This is a genomic window from Sphingomonas sp. Leaf37, assembly GCF_920939475.1.
In the GTDB taxonomy this organism is placed as follows: domain Bacteria; phylum Pseudomonadota; class Alphaproteobacteria; order Sphingomonadales; family Sphingomonadaceae; genus Sphingomonas.
Genome location: NZ_CAKLAX010000003.1, coordinates 73,617 through 93,619, shown reverse-complemented (window position 1 = coordinate 93,619; position 20,003 = coordinate 73,617). Strand labels below are relative to the sequence as shown.

At 67.2% G+C, this 20,003-nt stretch carries 18 protein-coding genes; 6 read left to right on the top strand and 12 right to left on the bottom strand.

The features are described 5' to 3' along the window. Positions 1–59: 59 nt before the first annotated feature. On the bottom strand, positions 60–1,376 hold the full coding sequence (locus LRA87_RS10110; RefSeq protein ID WP_230631336.1) for an oligogalacturonate lyase family protein: 1,317 nt from the start codon (positions 1,374–1,376) through the stop codon (positions 60–62). Between the two features lie 10 nt (positions 1,377–1,386). After that, positions 1,387–3,582: a hypothetical protein gene (locus tag LRA87_RS10105; protein WP_230631335.1), complete on the bottom strand. Its 2,196-nt coding sequence runs from the start codon at positions 3,580–3,582 to the stop codon at positions 1,387–1,389. A gap of 267 nt (positions 3,583–3,849) precedes the next feature. Here LRA87_RS10105 and LRA87_RS10100 point away from each other — a divergent pair, with 267 nt between their 5' ends. The 4 genes from LRA87_RS10100 to LRA87_RS10085 all read left to right on the top strand — a co-directional run bounded on the left by LRA87_RS10100 (position 3,850) and on the right by LRA87_RS10085 (position 11,145). Further along, positions 3,850–6,660: a TonB-dependent receptor gene (locus LRA87_RS10100; RefSeq protein WP_230631334.1), complete on the top strand. Its 2,811-nt coding sequence runs from the start codon at positions 3,850–3,852 to the stop codon at positions 6,658–6,660. A 175-nt stretch (positions 6,661–6,835) separates the two neighbouring features. Then, positions 6,836–9,064 carry a glycoside hydrolase family 88 protein gene (locus tag LRA87_RS10095; RefSeq protein ID WP_230631333.1) on the top strand — a complete coding sequence of 743 codons (2,229 nt, stop codon included), beginning with the start codon at positions 6,836–6,838 and terminating at the stop codon, positions 9,062–9,064. 18 nt (positions 9,065–9,082) lie between these two features. Further along, entirely contained in the window at positions 9,083–10,402 is a 1,320-nt protein-coding gene (gene pelA / locus LRA87_RS10090) for a pectate lyase (protein ID WP_230631332.1), read from the top strand. Positions 10,403–10,431: 29 nt separating this feature from the next. Further along, positions 10,432–11,145 (top strand): FadR/GntR family transcriptional regulator, encoded by a 714-nt coding sequence (locus LRA87_RS10085; RefSeq protein ID WP_230631331.1) that lies wholly within the window; start codon positions 10,432–10,434, stop codon positions 11,143–11,145. Positions 11,146–11,215: 70 nt separating this feature from the next. On the opposite strand, the gene LRA87_RS10080 is transcribed toward LRA87_RS10085, so the two are convergent. The 7 genes from LRA87_RS10080 to LRA87_RS10050 form a co-directional block, all read right to left on the bottom strand. Beyond that, complete coding sequence (locus LRA87_RS10080; RefSeq protein WP_230631330.1) at positions 11,216–11,356, bottom strand: entericidin A/B family lipoprotein; 141 nt, start codon at positions 11,354–11,356, stop codon at positions 11,216–11,218. A gap of 63 nt (positions 11,357–11,419) precedes the next feature. After that, on the bottom strand, positions 11,420–12,301 hold the full coding sequence (locus LRA87_RS10075) for a hypothetical protein (RefSeq protein ID WP_230631329.1): 882 nt from the start codon (positions 12,299–12,301) through the stop codon (positions 11,420–11,422). Between the two features lie 16 nt (positions 12,302–12,317). Further along, positions 12,318–12,524 (bottom strand): CsbD family protein, encoded by a 207-nt coding sequence (locus LRA87_RS10070; protein ID WP_230631328.1) that lies wholly within the window; start codon positions 12,522–12,524, stop codon positions 12,318–12,320. Next, entirely contained in the window at positions 12,521–14,041 is a 1,521-nt protein-coding gene (locus LRA87_RS10065) for a helix-turn-helix transcriptional regulator (RefSeq protein WP_230631327.1), read from the bottom strand. The genes LRA87_RS10070 and LRA87_RS10065 overlap by 4 nt, the downstream gene beginning before the upstream one ends. Before the next feature lie 8 nt (positions 14,042–14,049). Then, the gene (locus tag LRA87_RS10060; protein ID WP_230631326.1) at positions 14,050–14,415 is read right to left on the bottom strand and encodes a CsbD family protein; all 366 of its coding nucleotides are present in this window, start codon (positions 14,413–14,415) and stop codon (positions 14,050–14,052) included. Positions 14,416–14,451: 36 nt separating this feature from the next. Beyond that, entirely contained in the window at positions 14,452–14,772 is a 321-nt protein-coding gene (locus LRA87_RS10055; protein WP_230631325.1) for a hypothetical protein, read from the bottom strand. Positions 14,773–14,862: 90 nt separating this feature from the next. After that, entirely contained in the window at positions 14,863–15,066 is a 204-nt protein-coding gene (locus LRA87_RS10050; protein WP_230631324.1) for a hypothetical protein, read from the bottom strand. Between the two features lie 147 nt (positions 15,067–15,213). Here LRA87_RS10050 and LRA87_RS10045 point away from each other — a divergent pair, with 147 nt between their 5' ends. Next, complete coding sequence (locus LRA87_RS10045; RefSeq protein ID WP_230631323.1) at positions 15,214–15,972, top strand: SDR family oxidoreductase; 759 nt, start codon at positions 15,214–15,216, stop codon at positions 15,970–15,972. A 19-nt stretch (positions 15,973–15,991) separates the two neighbouring features. Here the strand turns inward: LRA87_RS10045 and LRA87_RS10040 are convergent, their stop codons facing one another. Together LRA87_RS10040 and LRA87_RS10035 are read right to left on the bottom strand one after the other, a co-directional pair. Next, entirely contained in the window at positions 15,992–16,972 is a 981-nt protein-coding gene (locus LRA87_RS10040) for a copper resistance protein B (protein ID WP_230631322.1), read from the bottom strand. Beyond that, a complete protein-coding gene (locus LRA87_RS10035; RefSeq protein WP_230631321.1) occupies positions 16,969–18,735 on the bottom strand; it encodes a copper resistance system multicopper oxidase in 1,767 nt (588 codons plus the stop codon). The genes LRA87_RS10040 and LRA87_RS10035 overlap by 4 nt, the downstream gene beginning before the upstream one ends. A gap of 126 nt (positions 18,736–18,861) precedes the next feature. Here LRA87_RS10035 and LRA87_RS10030 point away from each other — a divergent pair, with 126 nt between their 5' ends. Then, positions 18,862–19,125 (top strand): hypothetical protein, encoded by a 264-nt coding sequence (locus LRA87_RS10030; RefSeq protein WP_230631320.1) that lies wholly within the window; start codon positions 18,862–18,864, stop codon positions 19,123–19,125. Positions 19,126–19,128: 3 nt separating this feature from the next. Here the strand turns inward: LRA87_RS10030 and LRA87_RS10025 are convergent, their stop codons facing one another. Continuing rightward, positions 19,129–19,989, bottom strand: a complete 861-nt coding sequence (locus LRA87_RS10025; protein ID WP_230631319.1) for a hypothetical protein — start codon at positions 19,987–19,989, stop codon at positions 19,129–19,131. Positions 19,990–20,003: the final 14 nt, after the last annotated feature.

Here is a 20,003-nt window from a genome sequence, read left to right as displayed (position 1 = left end):
GGCCGCCGCGCGGATGACAACGGCTTATGAACGACAGTGGTTAACAACGCGTAGAGGCGTCAGAGCATGACCCTGTAAACGTGATTGGCGCCGTGCATGTTCGAACCGAAGACGATGCTGCGGCTGTCCGGAGTGAAGGTCAGATTGGGTTCCAGCCGGTAATCGTGGGCGCTCATGTCGACCAGCCGCGTCGATCGCATGTATTCGGGCGTCACCAGCCCGGGGTCGTACGCCTGGGTTTCGCCATCGACGATCGTTTCGGGCGTCAGCAGGACGATCCATTTGCCGTCCTTCGCATGCGCGACCATGTCGGCGTCGCCGCCATCACCGGCGAACAGCCGCTGGTCGGGCGAGATGTTGAAATGGACCGACCAGTCGTTCCGGTCCACCCGCCGCCACAGCCGCCGTCCGGTCGCGAGTTCCAGCCCCGCGACCCAGAATACCTGCCCGCGCGGCGTCTGGAGATCGTACCACAGCCACTTGCCGTCTGGGCTGAAGAATTCATGCCCCCAGATTTCCATGTTCATCGTCCGCATGTGCGTCGCCGCCAGTCCGCTGCCATCGATGCGGATGCGCCACATGCGGGTCACGCGATGCCATGGCCCTTCGTGCGAGAAGATGATCTGGCCGGGATCGGTGGGCGAGAATTGCGGGTGGTTGAGCCAGTCGATCGCCGTGTGGATAACGCGGCGCTGCCCGGTCTTCAGGTCGATGACGAACAATTCCATCGGCACCCGCGCCGCCCAGCGTTGCAGCATCCGCACGCCCTTCGCCTTGGCGAAGTTGAGCGGGCGACCATCCGGTCCGACCGCGGCATATTCCGCCTGACCGAAGCGGCGGTGACGCGGGTCCGGTACGTCGGGCTGCAACGGTGCATCGCCATGGGCGACGGTGCCGACGAACAAGGTGTCGTCGGCGTTGACCGATCCGACCTGCCCGGCCGCGATCCGCGCAATCCGCCGGCTGCGTCCGCTGTCGACATCGACCGCGAAAAAGGTGCGCGGCCGGTCGGTCGGTTGCCCGTCGCCGGGGTCGGACACGCTGTAGAACACCGTGCGCGACGTCCGCGCAGTGAACATCAGGTCGGCGCGCGGGTCCGCCACCAAGACGCGCCGCGCATGCGTCTTCAGATCGACCAGCACGATCCCGCGCGGGCTCGACATCACCATCAGGTCGCCCTGTGGCGTAAAGCTGTTGCGATAGAAGTAGAGCTTGTTGCCGCCCTCATCGCCGGACAGGCGGACGACACGATGGCCGGTCTTCGCATCGGTCCATTCGCGGGGCGGTGCGCCTGCCGGCACCTGCCCGATCGCCGCCGTGCCGCCGACCGCCGCTGCCGCACCCAGAAACTCGCGTCGTGTCGATCCGCTCATCATCGCTCCATTGTCAGGGAAGGGGCGTGAAGCCCTCCGCCCGCACCCGCCAGCCGCGCCGCGGGAAACCGGGGGCAGGGCGGTCCGCACCGTCCCAGCCGCCCGCCATCAGGCCCACCGCCATCAGCAGCGCGCCGTTCGAGGGAAAATAGGTTTCCGCCGCACGCTTGTAGCCCGGCCCGTCCGGATTGACCGCCATCGCGACACCGCCGGCACCGCCCGACTGGGGCACCAGCCCCTCGGCATGCGCATCCAGATGGACGCGCGGGGTCATGCCGGTTGCACCCCATTGATTGTTCTTGCCGGTGGCGAACAGCCAGTCGACCGCCTTTTCCGGCTGGCCCAGCCGCGCCGCGGTCATCGCGATCATCGGATAGTCCCAGCCCCAGGTCTGGCGCATGTCCCAGTTCGCCTCGACCGCCCGCAACGTGCGCGTCATCGTCGCACGATCGATCCGCGCACCGGGGACGAAGCCATAGGCCATCAGGAACGACGGGTGATCCTTGTTCCGGCACCCCTCCGCCTCGGCCCGGCCACGGCAGCGGTCCGACGCGGCGACGCGCCAGAAATCGGGGAAGGAGGCGACCGGCAGGTACAGTCCGTCCCGTTCCGGCGGGGCTGCGAGCTTCGCGATCACGCTGTCCCAGTCGGCACGCCGGCCAAGCCCGCGCCGTGTCCGCCAGTCTTGCGCGACGCCCAGCGCCCAGTGAAAATACTCCAGCTCGAACGCCGGATCGCGCGTGGTCAGCGGGTCGTAATTCTCCTGCGCCGGGATCAGCGGCGGGCCGAGATGGCAGGCGCTCGCGTCACAGGTCGGCCAGCTTGCCAGCACCTCCGCCGTCGCCTCGACCAGCGGCGCGTACCGATCGAGCACCGCCTTGCCGTTGCCGGCGCGCCGGATCAGTTCGGACAGCAGGATCGGATGCGGCTGCTGCCACATGATGAACGGCGAGATCAGGCTGGGACTGTTGCGCCCCTCCGGCCCGACCATCTTGGGCCACCACGCGCCCTTCACCCGATGCCGCGCCGCTTCCGCCCGCGCCGATGGCAGGTTGCCGAGATACCAGCCCATGCTGCGTTCGAGCATGTCGGCATGGCCCCATGTCGCCTGCCACGCGCTGTGCCACGGGTGCATCTCGAGGTGGAACTTGCCGAACCAGCTGTTCGAGAACAGCCCTTCCTCCTGCGGCGGCAGCGTGCCCGCGCCGTTGATCGCGGAGAGATATTGCGACAGCACCACGCGGCGTTCCAGTTCGGGTGCACGGGGATCGCTGCTGCCGGTGAAATCGACCGCCGCGCCGCCGGTCCAGAACCGTCGCCAATGTGCCGCTACGGTTTCGGGCATCGTCGCGAACGTCGGCAGGCGGGGAGCCTCAGCCTTCCGATGAAAGGCGACGGCGATGCGCAGCGTCGGTGTGCGACCGCGCACGCTCAACCGGGCGTCGCCATCCCGTGCGATCGTGCCGTCCGATCGCACCGTGGACCAGTATCGGGTTGCATCCAGCTGCCGCTCGACGCGCCATTCGCGTTGCCCTTGCGTCAGCACCCGCGTCGTCTCGCCCGCGCGCGGCGTCCAGCCTGACGGATCGGGATTGATCGCCGGCGCGACGCCGGGCCACGCCACGGACACGCCCAGCGATCCGCGCGCCACCAGCGGCGACGTCACCTCCACGGCGACGGCATCCACGCCGGGCAACACCCGCGTCCGCACCTCGACCGGCTGGCCATCGTAGCGGAAGCGGCTGGTCAGCGTTCCCGTCCACATGTCCAGCACCTGCCGCGTGTCGGACACGCGAGCGAAATCAGCGGGCCTGCCGCCGATCGTCAGCGCGATCCGGCCCAGCGAGATGCGATGCGGGTTGGCGCGCAGCCAGGTGAATGCCGGGTTCTTGTCCGCGTCGCTCCATGCCCGCATCCACGGATAGGGCTGGTCCCCACGCCCCGGCACCGGGACCATCGTCAGTCCGTCGCGCTCGGTATAGCCTGCTGGATTGGGAAAGCTGTGCCATCCCCATTGTGCGATCGTCAGCAACGGCGTCAGTTCGGAATACAAACGGGGAAACGTCTGCAACCCGGTGATGTCGGCGGTGAAACCCAGATCGCCGTTGCCAAGCATGATCGGTGCATGGGGATCGGCCTTCGTAAAAGTCACCGCGTGCCGCCGCACCAGCGCTTCCCGATCGATCGGCGGCGCCGCGGCGACCAGCAAGGCGGCGAGCGGTACCAGCGCGGCACGGCACCTGCGATTCCAGGCATCGCGTTTCCGGCCACGGTCCCTTGCAGGTCGGGTCTGATCGATCGGCACGGCACGCCCCTCCCGGCTGGATGAAGAGGCGGGTAACTTGTCAGGCAACTCCGGTCAACGACAGCTACCTGAAAATTCCTCGGTTGGTCGAAATTGTATTGCAACTCAATATGATCTTGGGGCAGGGGCCGCTCTGACACCGGTATCAAAATCACGTTTGGAGAGGGCATTATGACGATTCGAGACGGAGTGCGCGCATCGCTTCGCGCCACGGTTTCGGCCTCGACGCTCGTGATCGCGACCGCCACGGCGGCCCAGACGACCACGCCGCCGGAGGCCGTATCGCCGCCGACGTCGCAGATTGCGCCGCCCTCGACCTCGCCGTCGCAGGAGCAGCCGGCACCCGCCGACGCGACCTCCGAAACCGGCGATGCGACCGATGGCGAGACCGGGCAGGACATCGTCGTCACCGGCTTCCGGTCGAGCCTGCAAAAGGCGCTGAACGTCAAGAAGACCGAGGCCGGCGCGGTCGATGCGATCCTCGCCGAGGACATGGCCGATTTCCCCGATCTCAACCTCGCGGAATCTATCCAGCGTCTGCCGGGCGTGACGATCGAGCGTGATGCCGGACAGGGGCGCACGATCAGCGTTCGCGGCCTCAGCGCCGATTTCACCCGCGTCCGCATCAACGGGCTCGAGGCGCAGGCGGCGGCGGGCGGCAATCGCAGCCGCGGCTTCGACTTCTCGATCTTCGCCTCCGAGCTGTTCAACAGCGTCACCGTCCGCAAGACGCAGTCGGCGGAGATCGAGGAAGGGTCGCTCGGCGCGACGGTCGACCTGCAGACCGGACGCCCGCTCGATTTCAAGGCGGGCTTCGATGCCGCGCTGTCGACGCAAGGGTCGTACAACGATCTGTCGAAGAAGGTGCTGCCCCGCATCGCCGGGCTGGTCAGCTGGACCAACGACGACCAGACGTGGGGCGGGCTCGTCTCACTCGCCTATTCCGAGCGTAAACCCACCTCGGAAAGCTTCAACACCACGCGCTGGCAGGCCGGCAACGCCGCGCAGGCGTACGGCACCAACCAGAATTTCGCGGGCTGCACGGTCTGCGCCACCCCCGCGCAGCGCGCCGAGGTGCTGAACGCCTATTACCCGCGCATCCCGCGCTACACGTTCGGCCAGTTCTCCGAAGACCGGCTCGGCATCACCGCATCGCTGCAATGGAAGCCGAGCGACCGCACCGAAGTCTCGGTCGACGCACTGCATTCGCGCTTCAACCAGGAATTCGAGAGTCCGAATATCGAGGCGATCTCGTTCAGCCGATCGACCGCGACCGGCGTGCGTGAGACGATCGTGCGCGATTACGCGATCGATCCCGACAAGAACGTCATCTCCTACGGCGTGTTCGACCGCGTCGACGTGCGGTCGGAAAACGGCTTCGATCGCAACGAAAGCCGTTTCACGCAGGTCTCGCTCAATGCGCGTCACCAGTTCAGCGACAAGTTTCGCGGACAGCTCAAGATCGGCAAGTCGAAGGCGAAGGCGCTGACGCCGACGTCGATCTCGTATCAGTTCGATGTCAACAACGTGAACGGATACACCTACGATTTCCGCCAGAACGATCGCCTGCCGCTGATCCGCTACGGCTTCGACGTCACCGATCCGTCGAAGTTCACGCTGACCGAGGTGCGCGCGAGCGAAGGCGGTGCGGTCTACGATCTCGCATCTGCATCGGCGGCGGTCGCGTACAAGTTCGACGAGGTGTTCGAACTGAAGCTGGGCGGCGAGCGGCGCGGCTATGGCTTCAACAGCTTCGGGCGCCAGCGCAATCGCGTTCTGACCGCAGCCGAACAGATCGTCGGTGTCGGCAATATCGGCAAGCTCGCCAGCCTCGACGGCAAGCTCGCGATCCCCAACGGTGCCGATCTCAGCTACATCACGCCCGACATCTGGAAGACGACCGAGGCGATCGGCCTTTACCAGAATTTCCCGCTGGTCCCGACCTACAACGGCTTCCGGGAGGTGTCGGAGACGGACACCGGCGCCTATGCGCAGCTCGATTTCGCGCAGCCGTACGGTAACACGACGCTGCGCGGCAACATCGGCTTGCGCTACGCGCGGACCGAGACGGCGTCGTCGGGCTTCCTCAACACGACCTATGTCACGGTCGCCAACAAGTACGAGGATTGGCTGCCGTCCGCCAATCTCGCGCTGGATGCGACCGACAGGCTCGTCTTCCGCCTCGGCGTCGCCAAGGTGATGTCGCGGCCGACGTTGAACAGCCTGACGCCGGGTGGATCGCTCAACACCTCCGGCCAGACGATCTCGTACGGCAACCCGTTGCTCGCGCCGTTCCGCGCCAAGAACGTCGATCTGGCGGCGGAATGGTATTTCGCGCCGGAATCGCTGCTGGCCGTCGCGGTGTTCTACAAGAAGATCGACTCCTTCATCGCCAGCGACATCTCGTTCCTGCCATATCGCGAGCTGGGCCTTCCGGACTCGCTGCTCGTCGGCACGCCCTCGTCCCCCGACCAGCTGTTCCAGGTGACGCGCAATATCAACGGAACGGGCGGGACCCTGAAAGGCGTCGAGTTCCAGTATCAGCAGCCGTTCAAGTTCCTGCCGGCGCCGTTCGACAATCTCGGCTTCATCGGCAACTACACCTACGTCGACAGCGAGGTGAATTACCGGACCGCGGCGAACCCGCTGCTGAACCGCCTGACCGGCCAGTCGAAGAACCTGTTCAACGCCACACTCTATTACGAGGTGAAGGGATTCAGCGCCCGCGTGTCCGCCGCCTATCGCGACGCCTATCTGGTGGCGTTCCCCGGCGGCAACGGCAACACCGAGGAAGGGGTGAAGGGCGCGACCAACATCGACGCGGCGATCCGCTACGATCTGACGCCCAAGTTCAGCCTGACGCTGGAGGGCGTGAACCTGACCGATACCTATTCCGACAGGTACGCCGACGTGACGGACCGTGTGTCCAACTACCGTCACTTCGGCCGCGAGATCCTGTTCGGTCTGCGTTGGCGCTACTGACCTCCCCCGGTCGGCGCCGTTCTGGTGCGGAGCGTACCGTGCGCTCCGCACCCCTTTTGTCGCACATTCGTGACACCAGTGGACCGCCGTTCGTGCGCCACCCGAGTTGTTGCACAACTTCACCACGCGGCCTAGAAACGATGCCGCGGATACCAGGGATGAGGAGGGGGAATCCATGCGATCGATCACGCGGCTGACGATGACGGCGGCCTTGGCATTGACGCTACCGTCCGCTGCGCTGGCGCAAGGCACGCAGTCGTTCGGCATGCAGCCGGAATGGCAGGTCCTGCCCGTCCGCCCCAACCTCGCGTTCGCTGCCGATCGCGTTCCCGATGCGGCCGCGGTGCTGCGCGCGGCGGACTATGTCGCGGCGGCGCAGATCGCCGACATGGCGCGCCACCCGCTGCCGCTGTCGACCGGCGGTGCCACCGATGCGGCGGCGTCCAACTGGGTTGCCGCGACCTTCTATATCGGGGCCGCGCGCCTCGCCCGCGTCTCGCCCCGGCCAGAGACGCTGCGCTTTCTTACGGCCGTCGCCGAACATTATAATTACGCGATGCGCGGTGCGCGGTCCGGCAAGACGATGCTCAACGCGGACGATGTCGCGATCGGCGACCTGTACCAGGAACTTTACGCCCGGCGGCGGCAGGAGGGCGTGCTGATGCCGCTCCAGCAGCGGCTCGATTATATGATCCCGCATCTCAACCGCGCGGAGGAGACGCCGTCGCTGGTCTGGTGGTGGTGCGATGCGCTGTTCATGGCACCGCCGGTGCTGGCGCGCATGTCGGCGATCACCGGCGACCCCAAATATCTCGTCGCGATGGACAAGGAATGGCGCCGCACGGCCAAGCTGTTGTGGGATCCGCAGCAGCGGCTGTTCTACCGCGACGCGCGCTTCCTCGACCGCAAGTCGGCGAACGGCGCGCCGATATTCTGGTCGCGCGGCAACGGCTGGGTGCTCGCCGGCCTCGCCCGGACGATCGAGACGATGCCGGTCGATTTCGCCGGCCGCGACTTCTACCTCGACCTGTTCCGCCAGCTCGCTGGCCGTGCCGCCGAATTGCAGGGCAAGGATGGCCTGTGGAGCGCCAGCCTGCTCGACCGCGCCGCATTTCCGGAAGCCGAGACGTCCGGATCGGGCCTGCTGCTGTACGGCCTCGCCTGGGGCGTCAACCACGGGGTGTTGCCGCGGGACCGCTACGTGCCGGTGGTGACGCGCGGCTGGGCGGCACTCAACCGGCATGTACTGCCGTCGGGGCTGCTGGGTGCGGTACAAAAGACCGGAGACCAGCCGGTCACGACGGCGGCGAACGACGTCGGTCTGTACGGGACCGGCGCCTATCTGCTGACCGCGCTCGAAGTCGCCGATCTCGCCCGCCCTGCGACGGCATTGCCCGTGCCGCAGCCGCAGCGTGACGGCGAACGGGCCATCGTCACCACCACGCCGCAACCGCCGGCGCCGCTCACCGTCGTCGGCGATGCGGAACGCACGCGCCGCGCGGAAGAGATGCGGGCTACGGCGGCTCTGACCTACGACCCCGCCGTGCTGAAGCGCCCGGCGACGATCGAACCGCTGACGCCGCCCACCGGTGACGACACGCGTCCGCGCGCGATCGTGCACTATGCGCCCGAACGGCTCGACGACATCCTTTGGGAAAACGACAAGGTCGCGTTGCGCATCTATGGCCCCGCGCTCGAGGCGAAGGAGCCACCGTCGGGCTCCGGCATCGACGTCTGGGGCAAGCGCGTCCGCTGGCCGTTCATGCAGCGCCAGCTGAAGTTCCCCAATTACCACGTCGATCGCGGCGAGGGCCTCGACTTCTACGACGTCGGTGGCGGCCGCGGGGCAGGGGCGCTCGGCATCTGGCAGGGCAACAAGCTGTGGAATTCGCGCAACTGGGCCACCCATCGCGTGCTCGACACCGGCGGTCAGGTCGCCCGGTTCGAGGTGACGTACAAACCCTGGCCAGTCGACGTCGTCCGCCGAGTCTGGGAAACGCGCAGCTTCGCCTTGCCGATGGGATCGCACTTCACGCGCATGGTCTCGACGCTCCAGTCCGATACCAGGGACCCGCTGATCGTCGGCATCGGTATCGGCAAGCGCAAGAACGGGGCCGGCACCGGCCGCATCGTCCGCGACCAGGCGAACGGTCGACTGACCTTCCACGAACCGTCCGACCCCGGTCATGGCGCGGTGTCGATCACCGTCGCCGCCGATCCCGCGATGGTCGTCGGCTTTGCGCAGGATGCCGACAATTACCTGATGCTGGTGCGGGTCCAGCCCGGCACGCCCTTCGCCTATTATACCGGTTACGGCTGGGATCGCGGCCTCGACGTCCGCAGCGCCGCCGACTGGGATGCGCTGGTCGCGAAGACGCAATTCGACTTCGACGCCAAACGCTAGAGAAGAACAGGAGAGAAGATGTCCCGTCTGTCGTGGCTCGCGCTGGCCGCAGCCCCCGTCGTGCTGCTCGCCGCGCCGGCGCCCGCCCGCGTGATCGGCCAGAACTATCCCGCACAATCGCTGACCGCGGATCGCATTGCCGCGCTGCCCAAGGCGCAGCGCGCGGCGTGGGCGGACTATCTCGCCCGCTCGCAACGCCAGCGTGCCGCCGATCGCGCCAGCCTGCCTGCGGAACTGAAGCCGGGCCAGACCCCGCCGCCGCCACCGAAGGCGGTCGGCGGTGGCCAGTACAACATGCCGCTCGACCGCGATGCCGCCTGGTATGCCACCCCCGCGGCCCGCAGCGTCGCCGACACGATCGTCAGCTATCAGACTCCGGCGGGCGGCTGGAGCAAGAACCAGAACCGCGCCGGCCCGCCGCGTCTGCCCGGGCAACGCTACGCCAACGACGCCGAGACGATGGACCCGGACCGCTCGAACTTCGACGCGCCGGAGGACCGCTACTGGACCTTCGTCGGCACGCTCGACAATGATGCGACGTGGATGGAGATGCGCTTTCTCGAGAAGGTCGCCGCGACGCTTCCGGGCCGCGGGGGCGACCGCTATCGCGCCAGCTTCGTGAAGGGCGTCCGCTATCTGCTCGCCGCGCAATACCCCAATGGCGGCTGGCCGCAGATCTATCCGCTGGAGGGCGGCTTCCACGACGGGATCACCTTCAACGACAATGCGATGGCCGAAGCGGCGATGCTGTTGCAGGCGGTCGCCACCGAACCACGCTACCGCTTCGTGCCTGCGGATCTGCGCAGCAAGTCCGCGGCGGCGGTGAAGCGCGGCGTCGACCTGATCCTGCGTGCGCAGGTGCGGGTGAACGGCACGCCGACCGGCTGGTCGCAGCAGGTCGATCCGCTGACGCTCGCCCCGATATCGGCGCGCAACTACGAACCGCGCTCGATCGCCAGCGGCGAAACGACCGACGTGCTGATGTTCCTGATGCAACAGCCAAACCCCGGCCCCGCGATCAAGACCGCGGTGAGCAGTGGCATCGCCTGGCTGAAGGCGCGGGCGGTCTACGATCACGCCTGGGAAAAGGTCGGCGATGAAGGCCGCAAGTTCTTCCCCCGCAAGGGCGGCGGCGCATTGTGGTCGCGCAATTACGACGTCGCGACGCAGCGACCGATCTTCGGCGACAAGGACAAGTCGATCCACGACGACGTCAACTTCATTTCGGTCGGCCGCCGCAACGGGTATAATTGGTGGGTCACCGTTCCCCAGCGCGCGATCGATGCTTATGGTGCATGGGCGAGCAGGAACGGCGTGGCGCGCACGGCCGACACTTGAGCGTCGTGCAAGAGGGATGTGAGCGGACGATGAAGATCACCAAGGCCGCATCCCTCGCCGACGATCTGGTGCTCCGGTTCGAGGAGAAGATACTGTCCGGCATGCTGAAGCCCGGCGAGCGCTTTCCTACCGAAATGACGATCACGACCGATTTCGGGGTCAGCCGGACGGTGGTGCGAGAGGCGTTCGCACGACTGGCCGCGCGCGGACTGCTGGAATCGCGGCGGGGTTCGGGTGCCTATGTCGCTGAGGGCGCACGCTATCAGGCGTTCCAGGTGACCGCGGCCGAACTGGGCGAGATCGACGACGTGCTCCGCCTGCTCGAGATGCGGACGGGGTTCGAGGCGGAGATGGCCTCGATCGCCGCGCAACGGCGGACGCAGGACGATCTCGATACGATGAAGGCGTGTATGGAGCGCATGGCGCGCAGCACCGATATGGACGCCTCGGTAGAGGCCGACAGTGCCTTCCATGCCGCGATCGCGCGGGCGACCGGCAATCCGTATTTCCTGCGCTTCACCGATTTCCTCGGCATCCGGCTGGTGCCGTCGCGGCGGCTGTACCTGCGCAGCGACAGTCCGCGCTCGCATGCCGCTTATGCGCGGACGATCAACAAGGATCACAAGGCGATCTACGACGCCATCGCAGCGCAGAACATGACCAAGGCCAGCCTCGCGGCCCGCCGTCACATGCAGAAGAGCTACGAACGCTACAGCGCGCTGAAGCGCGAGGCCGCCGGCTGACGCGGTTTCCGTCGCCTGGCCTTTGCTGAAGAGGCGCCGGCGGAACCGCCGCCAGCGCCCTTCGCGATGCTTACTTCTTGGTCTCGCCCGATGCGTCCGACACGGCTGAGCCGGCCGACTTCAGGTCCTTGCCGGCGCCATTCACCGTATGGCACGCGGTCAGCGAGATCATGCCGGTCAATACGACGGCGAAACCGATGGTCTTGTTCATGACGTCGTCCTTCTTCGATGAAACGGGTGCGGCGGACCCGATACGCCGGTCCGCCGCATACACTCAGCGCAGCCGGCGGCGGGTGGCCGCGGTTGCGCCGAAACCGGAAGCGAGTGCGCCGACCAGCAGTGCGAGGACGAGCACGAACGAGGTGCCGGCGGCGGCCCCCGCGGCCGTGTCGGTCGCCGACTTGGCGGTCGCGATCGTCTCGTTCTTGGTCCGCACGAACTGGCGCTTGGCGCGCGTCACCTGAGCCTGCGCCTCGGGACGGCTGATCTTGCGCTGCGCAGCGACGATATCGACGATGCGCGTTTCGGCCTCACGACCGTCGACGCCGCCTCGGGCGAGTGCGGGCAGTTCGCCGGCGATCGCCTTCTGCGCCTGTTCCGGCGTCATCTGCGCCGGATCGGCGGGGGCGTCGGACAGATATTCCGCCGCTTCGGCCCGTACGTCGTTCTCGTCGATGCCCGCGATCGATGCTACCTTGGGTGCGGCAGCGCCGACGCTTGAACCGGCCGCACCGGCAACGGTGCCGACGGTCCGGAACGCGCCACCGATGATGCCGCCGACCGCCGACGTCAGCAGATAGAGCGTCAGGATCAGGGTCACGCCCCATACGACGAGGCCGTGGACGAGCGCATCGAACCGCTCGTGCACGCCGGCGACGCGCGCGGCGGCATAGCCGCCGGCACCAAGCGCGACGACGGTGGTGATCAGCCAGTAGATGCCCGCGCCGATGCCGAAGCCGGATGCGCCCGGCGTCGTGCCTTCGACGGGATCGACCAGCGTCAGCCCGATGCCGGCACCGAGGATGCCGAGCACCAGCTGCACCGCGATGGCGAGCACGACGCCGGCGAAGACGGCGCCCCATGACAGGCGGGTCGCGCTCTTGCCCGGACGCACGTCATCGATCGGCAAAGCGCCGTTGGTCACATTGGTAGCCATGTTTACTCCTGTTGGATTAGGGTCGTGATCGCGGCGGCTTGCGCGCCGCCGTGGATTGGGCCGCGCCGGCGCGCCGTTCGGCGGTCCCGTGTTCGCGCGCGGTATCGTCGCCGATCAGCTTGCCGATCGCCTCGTGCACCGAACCCCGGGCCTCGCGTGTCGCCGCCGTTTCGGGTTCGTGGTCATCGGGGGCCGGATCGCCGTCGCCAGGCCGGACGGTCATGCCATGGTCTCCTGATCCAGCTTCTCGATCCGTACGCCCTCGCCGTCGAATCCGCGGGCGCGGGCCCACGCCACTGCGGCGATGCGGCGATTGACGCCGATCTTCGCATAGATGCGTGCGACGTGATTGCGGACGGTGTTGCCAGCGACGTCCAGCGTCCGTGCGATCGTCTTGTCGTCATACCCGCGGCAGATCAGCGCCAGCACGTCGCGTTCGCGCGCGGTCAGATCGTCGAGGCCCGGCCCGTCGATATCGGCCTGCGGCGCGCGCAACCGCGCCAGCTTGTCCATGATCGACCGGCTGAACCAGCTGGTATCCTTCATCACCGCCTCGATCGCCTCGACCAGCTCGATCTCGGTGGCCTTGCGCTGGGTGATGTCCTGGAACGCCCAGAGGACGCAGGCGTCGTCGCCCAGCCGGATCGCCTCGGTCGAGACTAGGCAGTCGATCGTCGCGCCATCCTTCGCGTGGATCCGTGCCTCGTGCCCACGCAGGTCGCGGCCGCCGTCGATCGATGCCTCGATCTCGCGGCGTGCACCGTCGCTGTCCCACAATTGCACATCGCCGAGCGGCCGGCCAATGATCTCGATCCCGTCATACCCGGTCATCTGCGTGAAACTGGCGTTCACCTCGCACAGCAAATGCCCGTCACGCGCGCCGATCGCCATCGGTACGGGCGCCATCTGGAACGTGCGCGTGAAGCGCTCCTCGCTATGCCTCAAGGCGCCCTCGGCTTTACGCCGTGGTTCCAGATCCGCGAACGTGAACAGCATGCAGGGCTGGTCGCCGATGTCGATCGGCTGGCCCGCGACGATGACGAGCTTGGTGCCGCCGTCGGGCAGTTCCAGCTCCGCCTCCATCTGCGGGATGGTCCGCCCCTCTGCGAGCCGTTCCTTGGCGAGATCGCGGCGGTCGGCCGCGCGCAGCACGTCGATGTCGTAGACCGTCCGACACAAAACCTGATCGCGCTGGTGGCCGGTCATGTCGAGGAACCCTTGGTTGACCTTGACGAAGCGCAGGTCGTTCAGGCGACAGATCACCGCAGGGGCAGGATTGGCGTTGAACGACTGTTCGAACCGGTCCTCCGCCTGATAGCGCGCGGATACGTCCTGAATGATCAGAACCAGACAGGCAGGTTCGGCATCGTCGGCGTCGTTCAGCACCAGACTGCGCACCTGATGCACCCAGCGCGGCTCATCCTCACCCGCCACCGTGACCTCGACCACCACTTCGGAAAATGAATCGCCCGCGACGACGCGCTCGATCGGGTAATCGTCCGCCTCGACCCGGTGATTGTTGCGGTAGCGCAACTGGAAGCGGGCGCGATATTCGTCGACGTCGGTGCCCAGCGCGGCGAGGCTGTCGACGCCGTGCATGGCCAATGCGGCATCGTTCGCCCAGAGCAGGCTCTGGTCGGGATCGATCAGGATCACGCCTTCGTCGAGGCCGACGATGATCTGGCGCAAGTGGCGCAGATCCGCGGTTTCGCGCAGCGACTTGAACGATGCCGTCGTCACCGTCGGCCTCAGGCGCGACGGCCGTGGACGAACCACGCCAATGCATAGGCGCCCATGGCGGCGGCGACCGCCCACAGCACGGGCGTGTCGCGAACCGTCTCGGCCGCGATCCTGCCGCTCTTCTGTGCCGTATCCGCCGCGCGCTCGCCGGCGACCTTCAGCCGATCGCGGGCTTCCTCCGCCAGTTCGGGCGCGCTCTCGATGGCATCGTCGAGGATCGATCGAGCGCGACCATAACCGTGCTGGATGCCGCCCGCGACCTGATCCACCACGCCGTCGACCTGCCACGACCGGCTTTCGACTGCATCGCCGACAGCCTTTTCGACCTTGCCGCCGATGTAGCGGGCGCCGCCCTTGAATTCGTCTTCGTTCATGATCGTTCCTTTGGCGAAATGAGATACGCGGCGATCCTAGAAAAGGACGCCGCAACCCGCAGCGGCCTTGCCGACGGCGACGGGAATGGCCGGGTCCTTCAACTCGCCGGCCACCCGCAGCAGGTCGGACGCGGTCAGCGTGCCGGGGGTGGTGTCGCCCGATCGATAGGCCGCTGCGGCGCGGCCCAGCTGCTGAAGCTGACCGATCGAAAGATCGCCCTGCAATCGTGTGCCGACACAATCGGCGCGACCGGCGTCCAGCCCATAGCGCTGCAGTCCCGTCGACACCCGGGTCGCAGGTGCCGCACAACCGGCAAGTGTCGCCGCACCAAGCATCGTGGCCAGAAAGACTTTCATGGAACCGCCCCATCGCCCGATCGCGGCAGGCGATCGGTTCAGCGCATCAACCGTCCGTGCGGCGGCCCGTTCCTGGTATCTTTGCGTATCCTACTGATCCGGATGCACTATACCGACCGTTGCCGCATGTTCGTCGTAGAGTTCGGCAAGCTTGAGGTGGATCGACCGCGTGTCTTTTTCCTGTGCGTCTTCAGCACGTTGCCGATGAACATCGGCGCGCATCGACCAATAGGTTCGTTCCGACGGGCCGGAGCGGTCGGCAGGACTTGGCGAGGAATCGCTATCATCGTTCATACCTCGTCGTAACGCCGGTATCGGTCGGGACATATCCTCCCGAACTACCCGTCAGCTGGTACAAATTGCCCCTTCGCAATGGCATGACCGGTCGGGAACCCGCTTGTCGGTACGCGCGTCATGGCCGCAGCCACTGGAGAGTTTGCGATGACCGACGACCGCGATGCCCATACCGCCCATCCCTCGCTGGCCGAGCGCCGGGTTCTCGTCACCGGCGGCACGACCGGGATCGGTCGGGCGACGGCGGTGCTGCTCGCGGCGTCGGGTGCGAAGGTCTTCGTGTGCGGCCGGACGCCCGAACACCTCGACGATGCGCTCCGTCGCATCCGTGACGTCGGTGAAGGCGACGGGCTGGCGATCGACCTCGCCGAACCGGATGGCGTCGACAGGGTCTTCGCGGCAGCCACCCGGTCGCTGGGCGGGATCGACGTCGTCGTCATCAACGCTGCCGTACCGGCGCAGGGCCTGACCGACATGGACGCGGACGCGATCCGCTATGCCATCGCAACGGATTTCACCGCGTACGTGCTCAGTGCGAAGGCCGCGTCGGACGCATTGGGAGAGGGTGGCGACATCGTGCTGATCGGCTCGATGAGCGCGCATGTGCTCGGGCCCGGATCGACCGTTTACGCCGGGATGAAGGCCGGCATCGCCGGCTTTGCCGAAGCGCTGCGCAAGGAACTCGGACCCAAGGGTATCAAGGTCGCGCTGGTCGAACCGGGCAAAACCGGTGCCGACTTCCAATATCCCGATATCCCCGCGGACAAACAGCGGGCGATGATCGCGGAAGAGACGATGCTGCGGGCCGAGGATATAGCGGTGGGCGTGCACTATCTGCTGACCCAGCCGCGCCGCGCCGTGGTCCAGCAACTGACGATCGCGCCCCGGATGCAGGATCAGGAGTGAACCCTGACCCCGCGCCCGGTCAGAACCAGGCGCGGATACCCAGCGCGAGTGAGACGCCACCGGTGCCGTCGCCATCGGCACGCGCATAGCGCACGGTCGCTCCGTAGCGGCGTTCCCACGATAGCCCGACATAGGGTGCGAATTCGCGCGTGACCTCGTAGCGCAGCCGTGCGCCGGCCTCGGCCGTCGACAGGCCGGCACCGATCCGGCTGGCAGGCACGTCCTGCGCGGCGAGATTCACCTCGACGCGCGGCTGGAGGACGAGGCGCTGGGTGATCCGCTGGTCGTACCACGCCTCCGCCCGCGCGAGGATATCGCCCTTGTCCGACAGGAACACCGCGCCCTCGACATCGAACCAATAGGGCGCCAGGCCTTCGATCCCGACCGTGGCGTACGTTCGCGTGCCGCGGCCCAGATCCTGCCGCAGACCGGCTTGCAGGTTCCAGTACGGGTCGATCGCCTTGGCATACAGGACCTGCACGTCCGCCTCGTCGATCCGATCGCCGAACGTCGCCTCGCCCTCGCTCTTGACGACGAGCCGGTGAATGTCGCCACCGAACCAGCCCTCGCCGTCCCAGCGATAGCCGTCGCGCCCGCTGCGCATCTGCGCCTCGGCGAGGTTGAGGACGATCTGGCCGAACCGCATGCCGCCGTGTTCGTCGCGCATCATCCGGTCCGCCCGCTGCATCGCGTCGGGATCGTAGTAGCGGCTCGCGGCGAGCGTCGTCGGCGGGGCAGGGGGGGCGGCGTCGCCCGCAGGCCGATCGGTGCCGACCGGTCCGTCGCCCGGTGAGGGCTGCGCGGCCGGTGGCAAGGTTGGCGTGCAATGGCCCATCGCCGCATGGTCTGGCGGACAGGGATCGGCGGGCGCCGCGGTCGCAGGCGCAGGACGCTGCGGTGCGGGCATCGTCATGCCGCCCATGTCGTGCGTCTGCGCGACGGCCGGACAGGACAGCGCCAGCAACAGGCCCGGCGCCAGTGTCGGGACGAGCAGCTTCATCCCGGGCTCCCGGCGTCGTCATCCGGCCGGACGGTGACGACCTGCATCATGCCCGCATGCATGTGGTAGAGCAGGTGGCAGTGGAATGCCCAGTCGCCGACCGCATCGGTCGTCACGTCGAAGGTGGCGGTGCCGCCCGGAGCGACGTTGATGGTGTGCTTGCGCGGCGCGTGATCGCCATGCCCCGTCACCAATTCGAAGAAATGCCCGTGCAGGTGGATGGGGTGCGCCATCATCGTGTCGTTGACCAGCGTCACGCGCACACGCTCGTTCCGGCGGAACGGGATCGGTGCGGTAACGGCGTTCAGCTTCACCCCGTCGAACGCCCACATATAGCGTTCCATGTTGCCGGTGAGGTGGATGCGCAATTGCCGCGACGGCGCACGAACGTCCGGATTGCGATCGAGCGCGATCAGGTCGCGATAGACCAGTACCGTGTGGCCGACGTCGGCAAGCCCCTGCGGCGGTTCGCCGGTGCGGTCCACCGGCATCGGCGCGACGGTCTGCACCACCGGGGTTCGCGGAAGTTGGGGCGCGTTGGCGAAATCGCGCATGCCGTGGCGCATCGCCGGCGTGGCGCCGGGCTTGCAATGCCCCATCGCCGCATGGTCCGGCGGGCAGGCCGCCGCGGCATCGTGGTGCATGCCGGCCATGCCGCCCATCCCCATATCCTTCATCGTCGCCAGCGGACGCGGGCGCAGGGCGGGGACCGGGGCGGTCATGCCGACCGCCGGGGCCAGCGTCGCGCGGGCCATGCCCGAACGGTCCCACGCTTCGGCGACCAGGGTATAGGCGCGACGATCGACCGGTTCGACGATGACGTCATAGGTTTCGGCGACGGCGATCTGGAACTCGTCGACCGGTACGGGCCGGACGTTCTGCCCATCGGCCTGAACCACGGTCAGCCGCAATCCCGGTATGCGGATATTGAAGATCGTCATGGCCGAGGCGTTGATGATGCGCAGCCGGACGCGTTCGCCGGGAGCGAACAGCCCGGTCCAGTTGTCCGCCGGGCCGTGTCCGTTGACCAGATAGGTGTAGGTCGCGCCGGTGACGTCCGACACGTCGGTGGGATCCATTCGCATCCCGCCCCACATGCGCCGTTCGCCCGCGGACTGATCCCGCCCTGCGATCAGACCGGCGAGCGTCTGCTTCTGGTAGTTGAAATACCCGCCCTGCAGCTTCAGCCGGCGAAAGATCGCATGCGGATGCAGCGGGCTGTGGTCGGACAGGACGATGACGTGTTCGCGGTCCGACGCAACCGGATCGGCGCCTTCGGGATCGATCACGATCGGGCCGTAATGCCCCATCTGTTCCTGCAACCCCGAATGGCTGTGATACCAGTAGGTGCCCGACTGGATCACCGGAAATTCATAGGTGAAGGTGGTGCGGGCGGGAATGCCGGGAAAGCTGATGCCGGGCACGCCATCCATCTGGAACGGCACCAGCAGGCCATGCCAGTGGATCGACGTGTCCTCGTCCAGCGTGTTGGTGACGGCGAGGCGCACGTTCGTACCCTGCCGCAACCGGATCAGCGGGGCGGGGACGGTGCCGTTGATGCCGATCGCATGAGATTGCCGCCCATCGATCGTCATCATCTGATGCGCGACCGTCAACGCGATGTCGGTACCGGACAGCGTCGACGATGCCCTAGGCAGTCCGGTCGACACCGGCTGCGCCCAGGCCGGGAGCCATGGAATCGCCAGCGCGCCACCGCCGAGCGTGGCGTTGCGCAGGAAGCGGCGGCGGGTGAAGCGGGTCATGCAGGTCCTTGGGCGACGGTGGCGGCGTTAGGGCGTTCGTGCGTCGTCGGCAATATAGGGCCGAAGAGTGCGCTTCGCCTGCGCCGGTCGGCTTGTGGTGCGGTATCGATCGGATACAGACGCCCGATGAACCTCGACGACCAGATGCGCCGCTATTTCGGCACCACCGATATGTCCGCCGTTCCCGCGGAGGCGCTGGCCGCCGGTATCGAGCATATGCGGGTCGATCTCGGCCTCGAACGCGACCGGTCGCGGCGTTTCGCGTTGTGGACCCTCCTGTACATGCTCGATGCCGCCCCGGCGCTGGACGTGGCGTTCGAGGATGCCGCCGATCGGGACGCGGCGCGAAATCTGATGGACCTGTCCGAGCGGATGACGCCGGAAGACTGACGGTCAGAACGTCGTCGTCAGCGCCAGTGTGACAAGCGGCACCAGCGTCGCACTCTCCGCATCGTCGCCGCCGATCCGGCGCAGCGTATCGTCGCGGACGATGCCCACGGCATCGGCGCGCAACCGCCACCGCATCGCGCCGACTGTGAAAGGATGGCTATAGGCCAGCCCGATGCTGCCGAAGCCCCCGGTCCCGGACCCCGCCTCGTAGAACCCGCCCCAGCCTGCGCCCAGCACGACCGGAACGGCGAGCGTCGGGCCGTCGTCGCCGGTGCCCAGCGGTAGCTCCGGCGCGATGCCAATCTGCGTGTAGACGCCGCCACCGCCTTTCGGCCGGATCGTCGCGGCGGCACCGGGGTGTAACGCCTTCCAGCCGGACGACCCGTCGATCGCGGCGGTAAGACTGGCCTCGTGCGTCGTGCCCGAAATGCCGTTCGGACTGGTCTTGATCGTATAGGCGGTGCCGACGGTCAGCCCCGCCATGGGGCTTGCGACGATGCCGATCAGGTTGTTGCTTTCGTACCAAGCGCGGGGCGAGCGCCGTTCGCCGGCAACGGGCGCATGGACCCCGTTGGAGGAGGTGCCGACCAGCCATAGATCGGCATCGCCGCCCGCACTGCGGTGCAGGTCGAATGCGAAGCCCAGCTGGACGTGCACTGGCAGCCGATCGAGATCGGCGGCATCGTCGTCATACCCGCCGCGGGCAAAATCGCCGTTGCGCAGATCGATACCGAACGTCGGATGCAGGCGCCCGCCTCCTGCGTCGAGGGTTCCCAGTCCGGCATCCTCCGTATCGATCGTCGGTATCGTTTGCGCGGCGACGCCACCCACCGGCGTCGCCAGCAACAACGGCAGCCAACGCATGGCCCTTGGCATGG